We start from the raw sequence: 22,065 nt of genomic DNA on the forward strand, positions 1-22,065 counted from the left end.
GCCTGCCGCCAGCGTTCAATCTGAGCCATGATCAAACTCTTCACTTTAATGATTCGTTTGAAGTTGTAGCTTTAAACTAAGCTACTAAGTATGTGGCTAAACTCAAAGTCCTTAACTAAGAACTCACACAGATTGTCTGTACTTATCAATTTTCAAAGAACTACAAAGCGCTTGGCTTTGTTTTGCTGTTTGCTTAGTGCGTTACAGCGAGGACGTATTTTAATGATTTGAACTCACACGTCAACAGCTTTTTTAATCTTTTTTACAAAAACTTTATAAACTGCAAACACCAAACACACACTAAACCAGATAAACATCAGGTTTACAACATGTTAAAAGATCATAAAAAAAGCTTTAACTTTCTTGCATCTGCATGGCACATGCACCATAAACATACGGCTTTTGAGCCAAAATTGCTCTGATCTTCTGATCTTGAGATCGCTATTTTTTCTAAACCACTATCTACAGCCCTCAAAATATCTCTTTTCAATAGCACTCATCTAGTTAGTTATTTATGAAAAACTCATAAAGACCCATCTTTGAATCCTAAGCAAGGCTTGAGATCACCTATGAGTTACATATATTGGAGTTATTAGCTTTTACAAAGGAAAAGCTCTTGCAAAACTACTAACATGACCGATGTATGATATGCCTATTCGTATTCACATGCTGATAGGAAATTATTCATGTTGCGTAAGAGTTAATTGCTATTGCCATTCCTAACGATTCAAACGATCAGCAAGACCACTTTCACGCTCAACTGAATGCGAGATCGCATGACGTAGTGAGTTAAAGGAGCTAATAAGCTCTACGTTCTTCTTTGCTCGAGTAATGCCCGTATAGACTAGCTCTTTAGTTAGCACACGATTTGGTCTTCTTGAAAGCACAATACTGACCTTGTCATACTCAGAACCTTGAGACTTATGGATAGACATGGCATAGCCGCTGTCATACTCAGTAAGCAACATGGTTGAGATTACCGTAAATGGATTAACCTCTTGACCATTTTGACCTCCTGAAGCGATTGGCAAGAAGACTCTGAGCTTTCTCTCCTTGTAAGGGATTCTTCTTATATCAAAATCATCGCTCTTATCTAAACTTTGCTTGAGCAGATCTTGTTCATCAAAAGCAACAAAGCCTACATAGCCATTCACCAGATTCAAGATCGGATTGTTTTGCGTGATGATTACAATCTGTCCAGGGAAAAAGCTTCCTTGTGGATAAAAGCCTCTGGTCAAATACTTATGCTTGATCTCTTTTTCAATGGCATGGTTTAGGTTCTTATCGCCAAACTCTCCATTGTGGTTGGAGCACAAGATACGGAAGCGATCCATGAGTTTAAACAGATGCGCTCTTTTATGAGTATCTGTACTTACGATAAAGTCGTTTCTAGCAAGTTCTTGTAAGAAGGCTGAATAGTTATCATCACGATCAGGCGCAATACAGTCACTTGCAATCTCTTTGACAAAATCAGCTGGTGTTTTCTCTTTGTTGAACTTTGTATATGAGATAGCTGCTTTAGTGCCATTCTGTTGTGCTTTCTCTTGAGCCTTATTAAAAGTACCCAAGATTGCAAACATACGCTTAAGCACAGGATCATCTGTCGAAGATGATCTCTTATTGCTTTTGTCTAGATTACTAGCAGGCTCAGCTCGCTCAATCTTTTCGACAGCACTTTTCATGTACTCATCAATCAAGCCTATTTGCAATTGCTCGCTATTTTCAAGCTCGGTCTGCTTTGCATTATTAATAAGAGATGCCAGGGCTCCAATTTCAGGAACATCCTTAGATCGCCAGCTCTTACTTAATAAAGCTACATTGCCGGAGATCTTCTCTTTTAAGATCGCCTTTTTTGTATAGCCAGTTGCCTCAGTGATTATTGACATGACATTGTCATCAACACGATCACTCTTAGTGCTATCAAGACAAGTACACAACTCAGCTAACACAGCGCCCGCCTCTACTGATGCAAGCTGATCTTTGTCACCTAGCATAATGATGTGACAATCATCCTCAAGCGCACTCAATAGCTTTGAGAATAAAGCCATATCCAGCATGGACACTTCATCAACTACTAATACATCGCACTTGAGTCGGTTGTCTTTATTAAACCTTGCTCGTGAACTATTAGGAATAGTCTTAATCAAGCTATGTACAGTTACTGCAGTTGATGGGATATAGCCCATGATCTGCTCGATGCTCAGGCCAAACTCTTTAGCCATTAACTCTACAGATGCTTGAGTATTGGAATTACTTAACTGCCCAGCAATAGATTCACTCATACGTGCAGCAGCCTTACCAGTCGGTGCACACAGTTTAATATTGCGATTCTTCTCATCCATGCAGATAAGTAACAATAAGATTCGCAGCACTGTTGTAGTCTTTCCTGTACCTGGGCCGCCCGAGATCACTGTAAACTTCGACTGAGCTGATAGAGCTGCAGCGACCTCCTGCATGTTAACCTCAAGCTCACCGTCACTAGGCTCCTTAGGGAACAAAATCCTAATTGCCTTGATGAGCTTTTGCTTATCTTCATCACTCATAAGTGAGTTCTTTTTATTGCAAATGAAGTCAGCAATGCCGGTTTCGTAATTAAAGCTTCTACGCAGGTAGAGTCTGCCATTGTCATAGACTAATGGGGAGTTCTTCTCCTCTGCACTACCTACCGATAATGACTTTTTCATCAGCTCATTTAAAGTAGCAACTGACTTAGGGCAGTAAGCTTTAGCACTTGCAATCAAGAACTCTAGAGAATTGAGAACACCTTGGGTATCACTGAAGTTTTGGAGCTCATTGTATGTAAGCTGCCAATTAACTATGGCATCGAACACGCCATTTAACGAGCGTAGGTCGATACAGATATCACCCTCTTTAACCTTCTCAAAGAGAGCTAAGATGATAAGGTTGAACTGCTCTTGATCATACTTGTTAGCAAATGGGAAATGCTCTTGAAGATAGCTGATGCAAGCTGGCGCAATAGAATCAATTTTCGGGCAGCTACGCGCACGAACAAGTAAACTTCTTCCGCCATGAAAATCCATATCGAAAGCCAAAACTTCCTCAATGTACGGCTCTTTAGTGATCTCTACTGCATTGAAGAAATAAGCATCATCGTAGATCTCTTCAGGCTGATAGATCATTTTAGCCATTAAGATACGAGCATTCTCTAAGTACTCACTTGAGCTCTCCTGAGTAATGCTGATCTGTTCCTTGTGGCCATCAGGCAAAAGCTTACAACTTGTATATGATCTCTCAGCCTGCTTTTTTAACTGCAAGGCAGCCTCTTTAATGAGCTGCTCAGCTTCAATGCGTGCTTGGGTGATATCTACACTTTGCTTATAAGCTACTAACTCTTGGCTAGCCTTATCATCGTCATAGGACTGATATGGGTATTTCTCATCGATATGCTGATCAAAGTAGTCATCATCAAAGTCGTGCTCTGCAATAGGAGCAGAGTGCTCATCGTTAATACCACTAGCACTACTTGAGAAATCACCAAGCTTACTGTCATAGCAATCATCATCATTAAGCATACCGCTTGAGTAAACGAGCTTACCGGCATCCTTGTCGGTAGCTAAACGCGAAGCAGCATCAGAGTAAAAGGTCTCACTGAGCTTTTGGTAGAAATAAGAATCATCAAGAGAAGCCGCATCTAAAGGAGTTTGCTTCTCAGTTTTTTGCTTGCTCACTTAATCACTCCTCTTACTCTTCATCATTATTGCCAGAGAATATCTGATCTAGCTTGTAGACGATGTCAAAATCTAATTTAGTCGTAAATACGCCTTTAGACACCTTGTCTCTTAAGTAATTGGCTTGCATGCCTCGCATATACAAGTACATAACACCGCCAATATGTTGGTCGTAGAAAGACTCAAGCTCTTCATACGAAGAGTCCAAGCGCACGCCATAACGAACCTTTAAGAATCTGTAGAGAGCCAAGGTATAGAGCATAAACTGCAAGTCGTAACGATGCTCATAGATTGACTTGACCATATTGTCAAAACTATAGCTCCCGTAATACTCACTAAAATCATCTGCTTGTTCGTATTGCGGTATATTCAACTCTTCTGTAGATGAGAGCATGCTGTTGGACTTATAGTCGATCACGTAATACTTGTAATCTTTCTCCTCTCCTGTAGCTACAGATGCTTGTCCTTCATAAGCATCGCTCAGAGGCATACGAGAAAAGTTTTGCTCCTCAAATGCGCCATTTAACTCAGGATCTTGGCACTTAGGAATCTGGCCTTGTCTAAACTTTTCCCTTAAGTACTTCATATGCTCAGCAATAATGACGCTCTGATCTTCTGGAATGGCGTACATAAGATCAGCTCGCTCATGTAAAGCTAGACGACGATTCAGATCAAAGCGACATGCTAAGTCTATAGAACCAGTAACAAAACCTACTACCTCGCTATAGCTAAGGGTGAGATTTTCACCAAGATACGACAGGTGCGCTGGCAAGAGCCGTTGTGCTACCTCATGACATAGCTCATCAAGCTGAGTAGTATCAAAGCGGCCATTGGACATTAAAAATTCCATCTCGCGCTCATAAGAAGCCACCTCAAGATCTGCTAGTGCAAAGCAATGGTATTTGCCTGCAACAATTGGTGCCTCGAGCACATCATTGAACCACTCGCCTAATCTCATCTTGTACTCGTCGGCACTCACAATATTTGATTGCGACATAAAGTCATGAGCACGTGCTGTCTGAGATACTTCTTCAATCACCTCATTTAAAAGGTAATTGTCATAACCGCGTGCTTTCATTTGCTCAAAATCAATCTTTTCTAAGATCTCATGCATGAAAGAACCAGCTAATTTACCCTTTGGGAAAATATGGCACAGCGGCGATTTCATCTTAATAGTCTGACGTATCATCAAACTGTTGTAGTTTTGCTCACGATATCTTTGGACTAAAGACGAAACTGAGCAAGTATCGTTATTTACAAGGTATGTGCTCTCATCTGTAGATACTTGAGGAGTCTGTTCATGTTCCACAACTGTCACTAGAGGTAAATCATTTAGTTGCTCTTCAGTGGTATCAACACTCAGATCAGTATCATCATGATTTTCATCACGGCCTAAATGATAGTTGAGCTTTGTTTCATTGTTTGAGCTGTGGTTTGCTGTCAAAGATGAATACGAGAAGATATTGAATGAAGTATCAATAGCCTGTTTGTAGATAAATGACAGTGCCACATTAGGAACCTGATCTTGAGCTCGAATACTAGAAATATTCAAAGACCTATCAGTAAAGCCGTCTTCTGACTTATAACCATAGGCATTGAACAGCTCTAATCGACGCTTAGTATCAGTATCTAAGATCTCTTTATCACCAACATGGAGTGCACTAATATCCTCAGTAAAGGAAGCATAAGCATCCCTAAGCTTCTTACCATCAATCACAGTAAACTTATCAGGATGCGCTAAAACTGCCTCAACAAAACAAGAAGCCTGATAGTTTTCCTGTTCAGGTGTAGTGATTTCTCCAGAAGGCAATGCAACAGATGTAGTTCTGTTGTGCGTGCCATGATGACGAGTCAAAGCCTCAGGCTTAGAATCTGTGCTTTGCTTCATATCATGTACAAAGAAAATATTTACATGACAGGCGCGAGTAATCGCCACATACAAAAGACGAGTAGCTTCTTTTTGTTCTTCGAGTTCAAACTGTTCTTTTGGAGTGCTCTCAACTACATGTTCTACATAATCATCAAGTAGATTTCCTTCAGCATCTACCTTAGGAACACGTGTATTGACTGGCACTGGTTCATCATAGTTAAAGCTCAATACTCTATGCTGTTCTTCATTTGAGTAGTACCTAACTACAGGCAAGTCAGGTTTCTTTTTGTTTTCTTTAGATACACCCCACAAGAACGGCATCAGCACAATTGGGAACTCTAAGCCTTTAGACTTATGTACAGTAATGATCTTGACTTGATCTTGCTCGGACTCTAAACGTTTTTTAGAGTCATCCTCAGAAATATCACTAGCCTCTTGATTAATAAGATCATTAAACCAGTGAATCTGTGTAGCAAGCGCAGTGTTTTTCTTATGTACACCCTGCACAATCTCACTTATGTGGCAGAAGTTAGTGTACAGACGCTCACCACCATTTACAGACAGTAATCTTGAGTTCATGCAATGACGTGGATCATTTGCCCACTTTAAAAACGCAGGCATAAAGCCATAACGCTTCCAAACATGTGCACAGTCATTAAGAAGTTTTACTTCATACTCAAAGATGTCATCTGAGCTCATGAGCATAGAGTACTCTTGAGCACTTAAGCACAACAGGTTTGAAGCGAGCACCTTGTATACTTTGCGTCTATCAGTGCTATCCTCCATTGCCTCCATTAATGAGAGAATATCGCTAGCTTCCTTGCTTGGAGGAGTTGCGTCATTGGAGTTTGTATTATTGTTAGGTTTTGCGCCTTTGAGGACAGAAGAGCGATCAGAGAAGAACACTGATTGAATTTGTAGTTTTCTAAGCTCTGCTTGAACAAGATTGCTCTGATCCGCCTTTCTAACTAAAACAGCAATATCACTTGCCTTAACTGCAGACTTAGTAACTACACCATCTGGCCCTTTACGATCAATTTTGCCATCAGACAACAGCTTCATAATCATAAGAGCTGCAGCCTCAGCATAGAGTTTCTCAGTGGCTCCTTTGTAACTGCTCTCGTCTAAATCAACAGCAACTACATAAGTGTTCGCAGCACCGCAATATTTAACCCCCTCATTATTACTCTCTGTAGGCACACTGCTCCCGTCAAAGAGAATTTCATCAAGGCCCTCAAGAGTGAAACTTCTTGGCTTTGCAGGTGCAACCTTAGCGTTCTTCTTGGCTACAAGTCCTTTAGCTAAACCTGACTTAACGCTCTCAAAAGGAATATCTGCCTCTTCAAAAGGATTGATATTGTTAGGGTTGAGCTCATTAGAGAAGATTGCATTAGAAGCGCCAACAATATCGGGCTGGGAGCGGTAATTGGTATCTAAGGTATAAAGACCCTTACCATGAGTAAGCTCGATAATCTTTTGGCGTGCCTTAAGATAGGAGTTAATGTCTGAGCCACGGAAAGCGTAAATAGACTGTTTTGGGTCACCAATCAGATAGCAATATGCCTGAGCATCTAAAGCCTCTTGGGTTAGATAGATGGCTGAGAAGATGTTGTATTGCACAGGATCAGTGTCCTGGAACTCATCGATCATAGCCAGTGGATAACGCTTACGAATGAGCTCAGCCAGACGCTCACCTGCAGCACCACGATTGTTAATGGCATAATCAAGACGACGCAATACGTCATCATTGTTCATGACATTATTCTCTTGGCACAGCTTCATGAGCTCTTGCTGCACAATGATACTTACTAACACCAGCAAGACATGTCTCAACTTCCTAGAGCGTGACTCAAGCGTAGTATATTTTTCAAATATGCTTTTACATATGTCTAATAGGTTCTTTTCAAAAGATTTTGTTTCTTTGGGACTGTAAGATACGAAGCTGGTTAAATTATCCTGATACAAAGAATTAGGACTTGGCAGCTTGGCGTACAGCTGATTAATTTCGTTTCCCGAATGATTTTGTGATGCTAAAACACCTTTAATCTCATTTTCAAAAGAGTACAGCTTATATAATCCTGCCAAGATTGAAGGGGCATCTTTTTTAAATGATTTGCCTGTGCCATCTAATAGATAACCAGGTGCTTTGGTTTGAGGATTGTATAAACCTTCAAACTGCTTTTGAGGAATGGCGCTTAAGAAATTGTCGTACTCTCTTAAGATAGATATTTTTGCGTCATTGTCCGATGAGTCACTCTGAGCGTCTAAATCATTTAGCCAATTAACTAGCTGGCTTTCGAGAGACTGCGCAGAATGGATATCAATTGGGCAGTTAACCTCTTGCATTAGCTCTTCAAAGCCCTCAAGGTAATAACCTGCAAAAGCACTTTTTGGATCAGAATGACGTGCTGCACCAAGAGAATTTAGGAGCTGTGAAAATGAGTCAGGATTATACGCACCTAGTGTATCTTTAAGCGTTGTGGAGCACTTTTCCTTATAAAAGAGACGACGCCACACACCATAGATAGCCTCTTTACTCTCATGGTAAAGATCCCTTTTAAGCTCAGTATTAAATGCCTCGCCTGACTCGAGTGCATATAACTGAGTTAAGGTGCTATTACAAAATGAGTGAATGGTGCAGATAGAGGCGTTATTGATCTTTCTTTCAGCCTGAGCAAGCAGCAAGATGGCATGACGCAGCGGCACGACTTTACGAGAGAGTAAGTCAGTGATCATGTCGTAAAAAGTCGGGTCAACATTACTACCGCTCATGACAGCTTTAACATCAATGTTTAATAACAGATGCTGCAGCTCATCCTCAGTATAGTCAGATGCCTTAGTCTCAAGGTAATCACTCTCAGAGTCATCGAAGTCATGATTAGCTAGCGACTCTAAAGTACCATCTTCACTTATACGCCCCTCGATAGTCAGAGCTGCCTTGCGTTTTTTAGCACGCTTACGTCCATTAGCAATAGCAGACTTAACCTTGCTTAAATCCTGCTTTTCTAGATAGTGACTAGCAACTAGCTCTTCATTTTCCTGCTCTAAGGCTTCAGAGATTAACTTAAGTGCATTATCAATAAAAGTTTCAAAGGCACCACGCGCTGCACGAATTCTCTCGAAGATTCTACTTCTAAGATCTGAGGTGGCCGCATTAGTAAAAGTAACTACCAGCAAATCTTCAATCTGCAATGGACGAGGAAGCGCTACCTCCTTACTACCCAAGCCTAAGAGCGCCCGCACCACTAAATTAGTAATGGTGTAAGTCTTTCCCGTACCCGCACTAGCCTCAATTAAGGCAGGAGAAGCCATATTGAACTTCATGATTTCGAGTGGTACTGATTTGCTGCCTACTTGCTTTCTCATAACAAACCTGACTGCGTGAAATTAGCTTGGAGTTTTAAGCTGCCATACTTTTTCGGCAGCTTACGGCACTTAAAATTGCAAATACTAGGTAATTACAATCTGACTTTATGGCTATGCTCTGAATGAGTAGATGGGAGCCATCACTAATATTGCGTTATTTAGCCTTTTTCAATATTGCTTGCAATGTAACTTAAGTAGAAGTCGATATAGTCTGAAGCAATCTTGGAGAGTACTTCGGAGCTGAGGATAGTATTAACGTCTCCCAAGAAGAACTCAGCATTCTTTTCGTAACCAAAACTACTTCCTTTACCATTAATGACTAGCTCGCCATCCTCGTTATGTTTGAGCAGGCTAATCACAGCTTTTCCTGTTGGCATCACTCTCATCTTGCTTAATAAATAGTTCAAAAGCATGAAAGTAATGACATAACGCAAGGCCGAATTCTCAAGCGCCTTCATGTAGATTACATCTCCTCCAGAAGTCACTAAATGCACTGAGCTTGCTTGAGAGCAGCCTAAATACTGAGCAATCATCTCCTGAATGAGTGAAAAACCATATGAAGTTTTTTCCTGAGCAAATCCCCAAATTTGAATACTGTCTGAACCATTAGATAAGAAGTACTGTTCTTTCTTAGATTTTGCCTCATATTTATTAAAGCAATCCACGATTACAGGTTTAATCTTGCGACTTGCTTGCAAGGTGATCTCAAACTCTCTATAGCCATAAGGCACCTTGCGATGGGGTTTATCATCTTGACTATCAAGACCTAAGTTGGCACTTGCTGCAGCATTGGTACTTGCGTACTCAATATTTAATTGAGTGAGCTCCTTAAGATCAGGTGGCATTGCACCTGTGCAAACAGCTTCAGGCAAGATCAATCTGTAAATAGCGTTAGGGCATGCAACCGTTTCTATATCGGTGTTATCCAGACCAAAGTTGGTCTGCATACTCTCAATGATTACATCCATTTTCTCATTGATTTTGCTCTCAACCAGCTCTCTAAAGACACCGCTTGGCAAATCACCAGCCAGGCTATGTCGCTCTAAAACGGCATCGCGATCTTCTGCTTTTTCATGCAGCAGCTCGTTTATCAGAGCATTGATTTGGAAATCGCCTGCGCTAAAATCCTCATCATCTCGAGTTACATCTGCCTGCCCAAGATCTACATAGATCTGTAGAGTCTTTCTTGCGAAGGTTTTATATGGATCTTTATTAGCGGCGATCACCTCATCTAATGAGACAACCTGAACTAAATCATCAGCCTCAGGCTCAACCGTCAAATCTCTACCAATATAGACACGGTCTTGCTTTGGAGCTCCTGCAATGGAGATAAAGCCCGAGTTGAAACTTGGCAATTTAGATGGGAAGAACTTGGCATCAGGATCTGTAGCATTGTGCTTATATGCAGCACCCTGTGCGACATAGTTTTCCTGAGAGTAGGCATTTAAGTGCTCTTCATGTAAGATGCGACGCTTTACGCTTTGCTCACGCATTTGATCATTTAAATCTTCAAGCCCCTCAATAGAACAACGCTGATATATGTAATACATAAGCTCATTAAGCACAATTGATGGGCTTAGCTTACGATTGTCCGTTGCGCTACTGCCAATGTAAGAGAAATACACTGACTCACGTGCAGATAGAATTGCCTCTAAGAATAAGAAACGATCATCAGTACCACGAGATCTATCACCACGCTCGAATAGTTCATACGAGCTCATCAGATTAAAGCCTGGCATTCTTTCTTCGCGAGGGAAGTCTGAATCATTAAGACCTAAGATGAATACATGCTTAAACGGTACAGCACGCATTGGCACTAAAGAGCAGAAGTTAATTTTCTCTCTTAAGAAAGGCATGTAATTAGTCTGAGCACTTAAACCTTGACGCAGCATGGCTGCAAAAACAGGCAAGTTGATGGCTGGTTTACGAGCAAGACCATCAATCGTTTCCTTGAGATCTTCAATAACAATCTCAACTGAGCGTAAGGCCAGCTTAGTTTCATCAGAGCTATCAAAAAAGCGGCTGATAAGCTTAGTGTTGATCTTCTCGCCCCAGAGTCTTGGTGCCAATGCCAGCTCTGGATTAAAGAACAGACGCAGCTCATTTAGCGCATTAATAAAGTCCCAGAACCTGCCTAAGATGACAGCATCACTACCTTCAATTTCGCTAAAGCCAGGCATGACATTACTTTCACCCAACATGGTGCCAAGCAGCATGCGATCCATACCGCTTTCGAATGTTCCAGGCAGAGCAATCTCAGAGAACTCGGAGACATCATTGTCATTAAGACCCCAGAAGATATTGTTCTTTTCAATCCACTTAGCGATGATCTCGACATTATCCTGAGTCAGGCTAAAACGTTGAGCAATAGCATTTTCAGAGAGTAAATCAATTACCAAGGATGCAGTAATACGCTTATTACCAATCTCAAGGAGCTTAAGCAGTGCCTCAGTAACAGTATTGGTTTCTCTTTCGGTCTGATCTGAGATGACATAAGGGATGTAATCAGGATCACCCATCTTGTGTGATCCACCAAAGACAGCCTCAATATGTGGAGCATATTCATTAATGGCTGGCACCATCACCACAATATCTCGTGGATAGAGCTTGTATTCTGGGTCTTGCTTACTCTTTTGCTTAGCGCGATTGAAGCACTCTAAAATAGCATCATGCAGTACCTCTACCTCACGACGCTTAGTGTGGCATGAGTGCACGCTAAAGGAAGTGTCGTCCTTACTAATGACATAGCGATCCTCTGGCTGCTCTAAGAAGAGTAACTGTCTTTGAATATATCCAAGCAGATTACCGCCAGTAGTCTCATTCACCTTCTTGTTGTTACGCTCAATACCCTCTTGAGTAACAAACTCAGTTGGCACATCAGGCTCAGAGAAACATGAAATGCTCTGCGGCATTGGATCGCGGTCAAAGAGTAAGTACAGATTGTCACGACCTTGGCGACCGTATGAGAGCAAGAGAGGGTTACCCTCAATACGCTCACCTGAATCATCAAAATCATTTAAAGATAATGATGCACCTCTTACAGGTAAGAACTTACCTTTCTTATCGACCTTGGCCTCTTTAGCACTCTTAGTGGATGCCTGAATCAGCTGCGTGTAGCGTTCAAAATCCTGTCTATGACGTGGCGCGATATCCGCCCAGTACTCTTGGCATGGATTTAAGAGCATAACGTTCACGCTACAGTGATTAGATAGCGCATCAAGGAAGTCAATAACAACTCTTGGCAAAGCGCTCACGCCAAAGACGAAGACGCGCTCATAAAGTTTAGGCAGATTCTTATGGGTTTTAAGCTCATTGATAAGACTCACCATAACTTGTGAGCGATCAAGATGAGTTAAACGACGATATAGCACCTCATTGCTATACTCAAAGCTGCCGCCGTTATGATCAGGGTCTAAGGATAAGTTATAGCGCAAAGAGCACCATAGCTTTATCTGCCAAACGTTAGACTTAAACAAGTGTCTAACCATCTCAGCACGGGATGCTGTTACGTGCTCAGGCTTTACCTCTTCAAAGGTAAAACGTACATCGTCAGACTCTGGATCGTCAGATGAGTTTAACGCCTCGTTATAGGCAGCTTTACGCTTTGCGGCATTAAGACCAGTCTTTTCACGAATAAAACGCTGACACTGGCTTTCAATAAAGACATTGATAGGATTTGATGGATCGTCAGGATCACGCTCGTAATCATCAAAAGCGCTAAGAGGGATCTTATTCCACTCCATGATCCACTCAGGACGGTACATTTGATACTGATCTAGGGTATCAGCGATTTTGGCTGAAAGCTCAAAAGCCTTATCGCCATAACGATCGTCTTTAAGATAGATACGTAATCTCTCGTAAATATCTCCACTCTTACCCTCAGTAGTGCCGTAAAGTGGTAGATGAGCGCCTAAGAGCTGTTGGGCACTCTCATCTAAACTCTTGAGAACTTCATTAAGATCAGTACCTGACTCTAAAGCTGCTTTACGCGCCTGAACCACAATACTGTCACTGTTCCAGTTCTCAATCATGGAGAAAATGTTCCAGGTGATATGACGACGATCGTACAAATCCTTACGTGGAGCATCAGGATGGATAGTGCGGTATGTGTCGTAGATAAGCTGCCACACCTGCTTAAAATCGCACATAGTAGAGATGCTATTTTGCATAGCAATACGCTGTGATAAAAACTTGTTCATACCCAAGTTCATCACCACAACCTTCTCGTGAGCAAAAGGATCCTTAAGAGGGTACTCACTCATAAGCAGAGCGCATAAATCAGCCAGGCTCTCCATGTTGTTCGACATGAATACCGTGAATTGATTAAACCTATCTGCACTCTGTGCCATAAATAGTCCTCTTTGGTCAGTCCATCTACAACTAAGGCTTTTAACTCATACCACTCATTTTATCAAAAATTAGCGAGAATACCCCCGCCTACGCTGAAGCGAGGCGGGGGATGAATCGCATACATTACATATAAACTAATGATCGTCTGCCTAAGATTTTGCATTCCTTAGCAGGGAAAATTTTCTTGCCTTGGCCAAAAGCGTGATAGTATCGTCCTTTTGATATCTGGCCAGTTAATACAAAGCTCTTACCTTGGTATCTAAAGATAGACCCTGGCATAGCTCTCTTTAAGCTATTGTATCGGCGCATAGACTTTGTCACTTCAAGCTGTGATACCATGCTTTGGGCTTTAGCCTCTCCATATTGTTTGGCCATTTTGATGCGCCACTGACTAAGAGAGTCTCCCTTTTGCTCAAAACGAGGGGTACGGTTCTTTGCAACGATTTCCCTTTTGTACCTATAAGTTCTTTCAGTTTGAGAGTTTATGCGCGCACGGTTGTGACAACGGAATTGATGAATTTCAAAGTGCTTGTCGTTATCGTACTTTGGATCGATATTAGCGCCAATACAGGCTATACAAATAGCATCTGCAAAATGGTCTTTAGGCATATGCATGTATTCGCGTAGATGGGCTGTATCAAAACCGCTACATATATGCACATTATCATCGCCAAATAACTGCACTAGACCTTCATATATAAAAGGCATAGCAATATTAATTATGGACGTTCCTGCATACTTTTTGCGTTTGCCCTTCTCCTCTAGCCATGCTTCATTTTTATGAATCTGTCCATGACAAGAGCCGCATAAACCAATACGGTTATATGCCTTATCGCTGCCTCCTTTACTTTGAGGCTCGATATGGTGGCAATGGTAGTTATTTTTATCCATTTGCTTACCACAAAGGGCACAACATCCACCTTGCATAGCGAAGATATAATCCTCAACACTAGCATAGCCTTTGAGAGTACCATTTTGAAAGTCAACTCCTTGAACTGAGCCATCATCTAGTTGCATAAAAGCGAACTTGTTGTACTCCATAGTCCAGCTCTTAATAGGCATAAACTTGTTAATATGCTTAATCAAATTTATATGAGTACGCACACACTGCTTTGCAGTTGGAGTAATCCATCTAGCAGAACGCTTGCGGTTATTAAAGCGACTTTCCTTGTTGATGATATCTTTAACTGCTAGGATGCCATTCTTGTATCCTGGAAGCTTACGGCCATTAGGAAACTCAGTTAAAGTATTATTTCGCTTAGCAAGGCGTTTACGTGCTAATCGCTGTCCTCTACGAGAGGCTTGACGATGTTGCGCACGGTCTGTCATCAGCTTAGGAATTTCTCGGTTACGCGTAGTGACATTAGCCGCATAAAACACTTCACCTTTGCCGTTGACTACAGCAAGGCCAATATTGGTTCGTCCAGGATCAATACCTCCATATAGATCTTGGACATGGTGAGAGCTTTCATATTTCAGCTGGATGGCAAATGGTTTATAACAAACAATTTTTGCCTTGCCCTCCTGTAAAAGGTGCCGCACCCGACCAAGCCTTTTAGTTGGCATAAGCGGGTTGCCTTGATTGTCCAAAACATAAGCAATATCCATTCAATATCCACTATAAAAATAAAATTAATGCGCCATATCTTGTCAAACATAATGCCTAACAAGATATAACGTAAAAGTACCATAGACTCGGCACAGATACGCCCAGAGCGAGGGGCTTGGTAAACACCCCAAGGTGGTTGATAACTAAATCCTTCTGTGTCGTAATTGTCTCTGCTCAACTAAAACCGAAGTTTCAAGCTCCATCCTGAAAATGAGCTACGCTCATTTTAGGATGGAGTAGTTGACATCGAGTACGTAGTACTGCCTTAGTGTAAAACACAAACACTCAAGAACAGCCCTTACCTACAAAAATTAACTAAAATCAGTTAAACATGGGCTTCTTAGGCAAGATAATGGCAATAGAACTATAAGTTTATTAGTCATATCTCACAATCAGACCATGTCAGTCTCTATGAGCGGCGCAGACGAAATATAAAGACGCAGGAGAAAGGTAAAGACACGACGCATCTCACAGCACAGACTATGGGACAAGACTGAGTACGCTTGACTTGATGCTATAAAGAAGGGGGAAGTAAGAGAAAAGCGGCTAAGTGTAGAGGCTTAGATAGATAAGGGAGGAGGCAATGATGGTAAGTACAGTAGCAAATTTAAGTACATACTTTTGCGTAGCCTAGAAATGATTGAGGGGTATGATCTTGCGACCACACCCCTCAATCAGAAGCTTGGGACTGAAACTAGGTTTCAGACCTAACCTCGGCTAGAGAAGTAAGATTACTTCTTGTAGCGACGAGCTAAGTTGTCTAAGCGCTCGTTAGCACGTGCTGCGTCAGACTTAACGAATGCAACGTCGTTAGCTAACTTGGACTGCTGGGTCTTTAATGCGTCAACATCAGCAGCAATAGCGTCAACCTTTGCATTTAACTGATCTAAAGAGGTGCTGTTGCAACCAGCTAATAAAGTAGCACCTAAAGCAGCTGCGCCTAAAACAACAGTAAACTTGTTCATTTAAAAATCTCCGATACTGTATGAACTTCCTAGCATGTTACTGCTAAGATTCCTGCTAATCTCCGGCTGGAGATTTTTACAGGCATGAACAACCTACTGACTTATTAAGCTTTCGATTGTCTCGGGATGCTCGATCCCTAAGATTCACTCAGCACCATATATGCCAGAACTAAGCTCTAACATTTGGCACATGAGCAGATTCGAAACCAGCAAAATGCTGTACGAGCTAATTCTAATACAAAATGCAATACAATGGGGCATCAATCTTATGAAAGAATTTGCCTATAAATGCAAGCTTGCAAGATACGTCACATAAGTAAGCCTAAATAAGGCTGTTCAAAGCTAGTATTGACGGGCAATAACGTCAATTTAACTGCCAAAATCTGTTATACCTATCTAAAACACTTCACATTTCCAATGTGGTGCAAAGTTTACACACTTTTGCTACTTTAGTGCAGATTTCTGACTAACTCATGCAAGCAAATTTGCCCTTAATTACGAATGTTCCCCATTTAGATTGCTGCGATCTCAATTAGATCAAGCCAACATGTCTTGTCAAACAAGAGCTACCCTTACCACGATCTGTATGACTATATTTTCGATAGGCAAAAAGATCCTAGCGTATTGCGATCTTATGTCTTAATTGATCTTGTATGAGAGCAAGACTTAATCGTGAGATAAAGACTAGCGATAAAGGTTGTCAACGTACTTTTCAATCACTGGACGCAGTGGAGTATTAGGCTTAAACATGTCACGAATGTACTGAGAGCGAGCATTTAAAGTCACAGAGTTTAAAAGCTCTAATGAAGAAGTATCGTACATGTCTACCTTCAAGCCTACGTTACCGATGGTAATCTGAGAGTCTTTCCAGAAAATTGGCTTTGACACTGCAATGATATTGCAATGATTGTTTCTAGAAACCTCTTGGAGCTGAATCATTGAAGAGCTATTGAGATCAAAAGCGCCTAAACCTACAGCACCCTCAACATTGTACTGTTGCATAGTCACGTACAAGATCTCATACATAAAGCGACCTGAGTTACGGTAGCGAGTACCAGTATCAGTGATCATGTCGCCGCCATTGAAGACACAAACACGATCAGTATCAGTCATGAGGTGAGTCTGCTTGTGAACATCAATGTTATGGTAAGGAACATTTGGAATACTAGTGTTGTTATAACCAGAGCAGGCTGCTGTAAAGAGCGACATGCAAGTGCACAATAGCAAGCTTTTCCATTTTCCCTTGAAAACCATGATTCTCCCCTGATTTTGTATTAGCCTAATGAATGCTTAAGTTTCATTAGGTTATTTCTATACATGGTCATATGTACAAAACCACATATGCCCTAATGGATCAAAAAAAAGCACCAACGATGATACGCTGATGCTTTTGTATTCACAAATCCTGTGATCGACTAAATTGATCACAAAAAGTACTTTTGCGATCATTTAGTTAGACTGCAAGCCACTTAAGAGCAAATTTAGAGTCAAAGTCCTCTACCTTGTAGGCACTTAAGTGTCGATTCACACCGTGATTAACTCTTTAGTGAGCTTCACGGCGCTATGCGATTTTACCAGCTTTTATTGCAGCTACAGCCTCTACTAAATCTTTGAAAACTAAAGCTGAGCTCATAAGCTTAGACTCAGTCTCAATATGCTCGCCAACTAAAATCAAAGTCTTAATACCAGCACCTGCTGCTGCTTGTAGATCAGTAACATGATCGCCAATCATAATCGAATCTGACATATCAATATCAAGCTCGTCCTTGGCCCAGTTGAACATCTCTGACTTAGGCTTGCGACAAGTGCAGTCACAACGGAACTGAGCTACGGTGGCTTTTGGATGGTGTGGACAGAAGTAAACACCATCAAACTTAGCACCAACCATATCGAGCTGGCCCTGCATGAAATAGTTTACGGTATGGAAGTCGTCGACTGTATATAAGCCTCTGGCAATACCAGACTGATTAGTGACTAAGACCGTCTTATAGCCCATAGCCTTAAGTTCGGCCAAGGCCTCTTTCACACCAGGCAGAAACTCAAAGCGCTCTAGAGTTCCTACATAACCATAGTCGCGGTTGATTACACCATCACGATCTAAAAAGACTGCCTTTTGCACCTGTCACCTCATTGTTGTCTTTGCGCACTCATGTGCTTGAACAACATTCTAACAGCATGCAAGGACTTTTAAGGCCTTAGGCCTAACTATGTTGTCAAGATCCCAATGGCAAGTTCAATCTTTTGCACTAACTCAAAGTTAATCCCTGTTTAAGTGCCCTCTGCACCAGCACAGTGTTAAGAATCTTTCATCACACACACGCTGTTAAGAATCTTTCATCTCACGCACACTGTTAAGGCGCAGGGTGTTGCGACATGGTCAAAAACTTTGGTTTAAAACAACAAGCTCTTAGTACAGACGACACTTTTGCAGCTGCATCTTGTACTTATCAGCTCTTAATGCGACTGATTTAGCGGTATTCATAAGCCAGGTTTTGGACTTATATGAGCCTTTCTTATAGCCAGTCCAGCCCTCATGATAGTTAAGGTACTGATTGTAAGCATCGGTCAAAGCTACACCATTGGTCTTACGGCTCTTAACCATATACCAAGAGATGAAGTCCAGTGCATCTTCAAAATCATCTCTATCAGAGAAGAATGACCCAGCATCATCAACATAGTCGCTCCATACCTCATCTTGAGCCTGAGCATAGCCATAAGCTGAGCTACCACGACCATATGGAATAAAGAGGAACCAACGCATAGGAGGACGGGCATCATCAACAAAACCGGACTCGTGATACATGATCGCCATAGCCACGTTGATAGGTGCACCATATTTCTTATGCACACGATGGGCTGCAGCATACCAGCTGTCATTTTCTTGGAAGATAGAGCATACATTAGATGGATCTGATGGTACGTTAGCCGAGCAACCGCTAAGCACTACTGCCATACCTAAAGCTGCAGCTACAGCACTGCGCTTGAGCTTACCCATGACATTTGAACCCATCGACATCATCCATCTCCAAAAGACTGCTCAACCGCCTAAAGCAAAATCTCTTAATTGCTCTTAATTAAGATCAACTCATAGGCTTTGCGCAAATACAAAAACATCCTGCAAGGATAACAAAGTGAGTGATTTATGTCCGGATGAAAACCACGTAAATGTCAGCTCTAACCAAGATCTATAGATATTCAATTGCGACTTGGATATGTACTTGTCATTTCACGAGTAATCTAACCGTTCTTACACGACAAAATCATCTTCAAAAGACATAACCTTTTGAACAAACTGCCATCAGCTAAATCTAGGTGCTTGAGCTTACAAAGCTGTCACAAATATGTCACTTATGTAACATGATGCGTGGTGTTTTGCTCAATGAAAGGGATTAAAGATCTATCTGGGATCTAACGCTATTAAGACAAGAGCAAAGCTAGCGCATTTAGTCCATCATATAAGCTCAAGACATCTGGCTATATGCTCTTAAAAAGGAAAGTTAAGACGCGCTGATAGGTTAGTACGGTAAAACCTATCTAGGCATTTTGATTTGGCACTAGCTGGCCTGATGCAAGGTTAGTTCAGGCCATGCTGTGCTGCGAGGCAAAAAAAAACGTTCAGATTAGATAGCGTCTTCGCCTTCTTCACCGGTACGAATACGAATCACACGCTCTACAGTAGAAACAAAGATCTTGCCATCGCCGATCTTACCAGTGTGAGCTCCCTTAGTAATAGCCTCGATGCAAGAGTCTACTTCATCATCCTTTACAACTAACTCAATCTTAGCCTTTGGAAGGAAGTCGACCACATACTCGGCACCACGGTAAAGCTCAGTATGGCCTTTCTGACGGCCAAAACCTTTTACTTCAGAAACGGTCATGCCAGAAATGCCTTGGGCACTTAAAGCCTCACGGACGTCATCTAGTTTGAAAGGCTTAATGATAGCGACAATTTTCTTCATTGCTTAAACGCGATCTTCTCCTTGCTCTAAACGATAACTAGCAAGGTTGGGGTCGCGCCCTCATTCATACAAGTTAAAGAGTATCCAGAACTAACTACCTGAGAGTCTGTAGCTGGAAAATTTCGGTTACCTTAGCCAAAAGCAAGGTAATACAGGCTATGGGTACTCTGACCTTTTAAGACGTAGTCCTACATATATGTACTTAGGTAAGTACATAAGGCTTCGGATAACATCTCATCTATTGCGACTGCGTATAGACGCATCAACTACTAATACTAGTAGCTAGATTGTTGCTTCTACGAGCTCTCACAACACAATCGTTACTTTAAGCTAATTTGCTTTTAGACGCATTCAGTCTTGCAATTTTGCCCTATCCTCGGGCAAAAAAACACACAAGTATAATCGATAAACACGTCTTTGCACTAATAGAACGCACAATTATGCAAAACATTTCTAAGATCACTTTGACGAGATCTCGACTTAAAGATCTTTAGAAGACTAAAATTGCTTTTCCAAAACGCTTACAAACCTGATATTTATCGTATTTAGTAAACATGGCACACCAGTTGCACACTATAGGGCATACACAGCAGCACTTATTAAGCTGCAATTATTAAGTTAGTTGAGTAGATTTGATCGGGGTTTTCACAAATGGAAAACAACAACTCTGTATTCGCCGCAAATAAGACCTTAAATATTGTTATGCTGTGGCTCTTCTGCGTAACCTTATTACTTCTGGTGTTACCTCTTGAGTCCGTTTCACAGGAGCTTGCTGATCAAGTCGCAGCTAACAAGACCTATTTATACTTAGCCTTAATCGTTGAGCTGTCCAACTTTATCAGCCAGGCTATCATCGCTTTCATCTCTGCATACTTAAACAAGCGTCACACTCGTCTTGAGCAGGACAGCATGAAGAAGACTGTTGAAGGCTTAGATTTTGGCGAGCGTGCCTTATTACGTGAGTTCGTACTGCAAAGAAAGTCAGTACTGTACTTACCTGAGTCCGAGCCAACCGTAAGATCCTTATTCGATTCAGGCATCTTAAACGTAGTTGGTGACGCTGACGAGACCACTTCTCGTGTTCCAATGATTATTACCAAGCAAGCACGTCCATTCATCACCTATCGCGCTATCGGCTTAACCCGTAGCAAGATGAACGACGAGATGCTCGAGCAGATTATGAATGCTCGTCCTGAGTTTGCCCGCGAAAAGAAGGTTATGCCTCGCGCATACCGTGGCATCAGGGCTGCTGCTTAAAAGATCTCACTAACTTATTCTCAGGCGTGCTTCGGCACGCCTTTTTGCTTTTTGGGCCCTCCACAATTAAACGCCTCTCCTGAGCACCACATCTATCCGTCCTATCTCGCTTTTAAACTACTACCCCACTACAGCAAGCCATCAGATCTGCAGCAAATAGACTATTCACTCACGCGTATACCTCTATGAGCGCAGTAAAACGCTTCCTATCTTTTTGAGTATAGTCGATTCAAAGAGCGTACTAACACAGCGCCCGCTCATCAGCATTGATGCTGAGCTCATCGCCGACTTAGAGTAATTGTTAATAGATCTAACCGTACTAATGCAAACTAATGCCACAGCAACTTGGATGGAAAAAGCAATGCCTACCACAGGACTTTAAAGATCCCAGACAGAACTTATTTCTTGTGTATGGGGAGTGTACACTCCCTGTGTATGCAACTAAATTACGTACATGACTCGATTTATCTTGCGATCTTATAGTTAGCTTCGTGGATGGATTAATGTGTTGTCAGAGTGTCAAAAAAACCAAGATCTTATCTTGATAATAAGATCGCTATATTGCACTTATCTACTGCCAAGATCTTAAGATCGCGGCGATCCTTTGTCTAAAAAGATCATGAGTTTAAGATCGCAGCTGTCTTTTTCTTGACGCTATCTTTAAGCCATTTGTGGATAAAAGGAAAAAGTATCAGACATCGCACGTCACTAAGTTCGCCCACGATCTTATAGCGCAGCTACTTATTAAGATCGCCATATTTTAACTAGTTTGAACGAATCAAAAGATCATACTTAGGACTTACGATCTCACTTTGATCTTAAGGTCATGCTTAGGACTCACGATCTCACTTTAGTCTTAAGATCATGCTTAGGGCACTAGATCTCACTTTAATCTTAAGATCATGCTTAGGACTCACGATCTCACTTTAATCTTAAGATCATGCTTAGGACTCACGATCTCAATTTAATCTTAAGATCATGCTTAGGACTCACGGTCTCA

Annotated in this window: 10 protein-coding genes; 1 reads left to right on the top strand and 9 read right to left on the bottom strand. The window is 41.6% G+C overall.

Going from position 1 to position 22,065, the window contains the following annotated elements; translation table 11 throughout:
• Positions 1–719 precede the first annotated feature (719 nt).
• The 9 genes from recD to RDO37_RS04605 form a co-directional block, all read right to left on the bottom strand.
• Positions 720–3,689, bottom strand: a complete 2,970-nt coding sequence (gene recD, locus RDO37_RS04560; RefSeq protein WP_308498267.1) for an exodeoxyribonuclease V subunit alpha — start codon at positions 3,687–3,689, stop codon at positions 720–722.
• A 13-nt stretch (positions 3,690–3,702) separates the two neighbouring features.
• Positions 3,703–8,925, bottom strand: coding sequence for a UvrD-helicase domain-containing protein (locus RDO37_RS10835; protein ID WP_374045305.1), 5,223 nt, complete (start codon positions 8,923–8,925; stop codon positions 3,703–3,705).
• Between the two features lie 158 nt (positions 8,926–9,083).
• Positions 9,084–13,274 carry an exodeoxyribonuclease V subunit gamma gene (locus RDO37_RS04575; RefSeq protein WP_308498268.1) on the bottom strand — a complete coding sequence of 1,397 codons (4,191 nt, stop codon included), beginning with the start codon at positions 13,272–13,274 and terminating at the stop codon, positions 9,084–9,086.
• Between the two features lie 124 nt (positions 13,275–13,398).
• Complete coding sequence (locus RDO37_RS04580; protein WP_308498269.1) at positions 13,399–14,883, bottom strand: RRXRR domain-containing protein; 1,485 nt, start codon at positions 14,881–14,883, stop codon at positions 13,399–13,401.
• Positions 14,884–15,615: 732 nt separating this feature from the next.
• Positions 15,616–15,849, bottom strand: coding sequence for an LPP leucine zipper domain-containing protein (locus tag RDO37_RS04585; protein WP_273325195.1), 234 nt, complete (start codon positions 15,847–15,849; stop codon positions 15,616–15,618).
• 684 nt (positions 15,850–16,533) lie between these two features.
• Positions 16,534–17,058, bottom strand: a complete 525-nt coding sequence (locus RDO37_RS04590) for a hypothetical protein (RefSeq protein ID WP_027939968.1) — start codon at positions 17,056–17,058, stop codon at positions 16,534–16,536.
• Between the two features lie 352 nt (positions 17,059–17,410).
• Positions 17,411–17,968: a D-glycero-beta-D-manno-heptose 1,7-bisphosphate 7-phosphatase gene (gene gmhB / locus RDO37_RS04595; RefSeq protein ID WP_308498270.1), complete on the bottom strand. Its 558-nt coding sequence runs from the start codon at positions 17,966–17,968 to the stop codon at positions 17,411–17,413.
• A 288-nt stretch (positions 17,969–18,256) separates the two neighbouring features.
• On the bottom strand, positions 18,257–18,859 hold the full coding sequence (locus RDO37_RS04600; protein WP_044121887.1) for a lipoprotein: 603 nt from the start codon (positions 18,857–18,859) through the stop codon (positions 18,257–18,259).
• Between the two features lie 610 nt (positions 18,860–19,469).
• On the bottom strand, positions 19,470–19,808 hold the full coding sequence (locus RDO37_RS04605; protein ID WP_027939971.1) for a P-II family nitrogen regulator: 339 nt from the start codon (positions 19,806–19,808) through the stop codon (positions 19,470–19,472).
• 651 nt (positions 19,809–20,459) lie between these two features.
• Between RDO37_RS04605 and RDO37_RS04610 the strand changes: the two genes are divergently transcribed.
• A complete protein-coding gene (locus tag RDO37_RS04610; RefSeq protein ID WP_052339013.1) occupies positions 20,460–21,065 on the top strand; it encodes a super-infection exclusion protein B in 606 nt (201 codons plus the stop codon).
• Positions 21,066–22,065: the final 1,000 nt, after the last annotated feature.

This window comes from uncultured Anaerobiospirillum sp., assembly GCF_902485895.1.
In the GTDB taxonomy this organism is placed as follows: Bacteria; Pseudomonadota; Gammaproteobacteria; order Enterobacterales; family Succinivibrionaceae; genus Anaerobiospirillum; species Anaerobiospirillum succiniciproducens.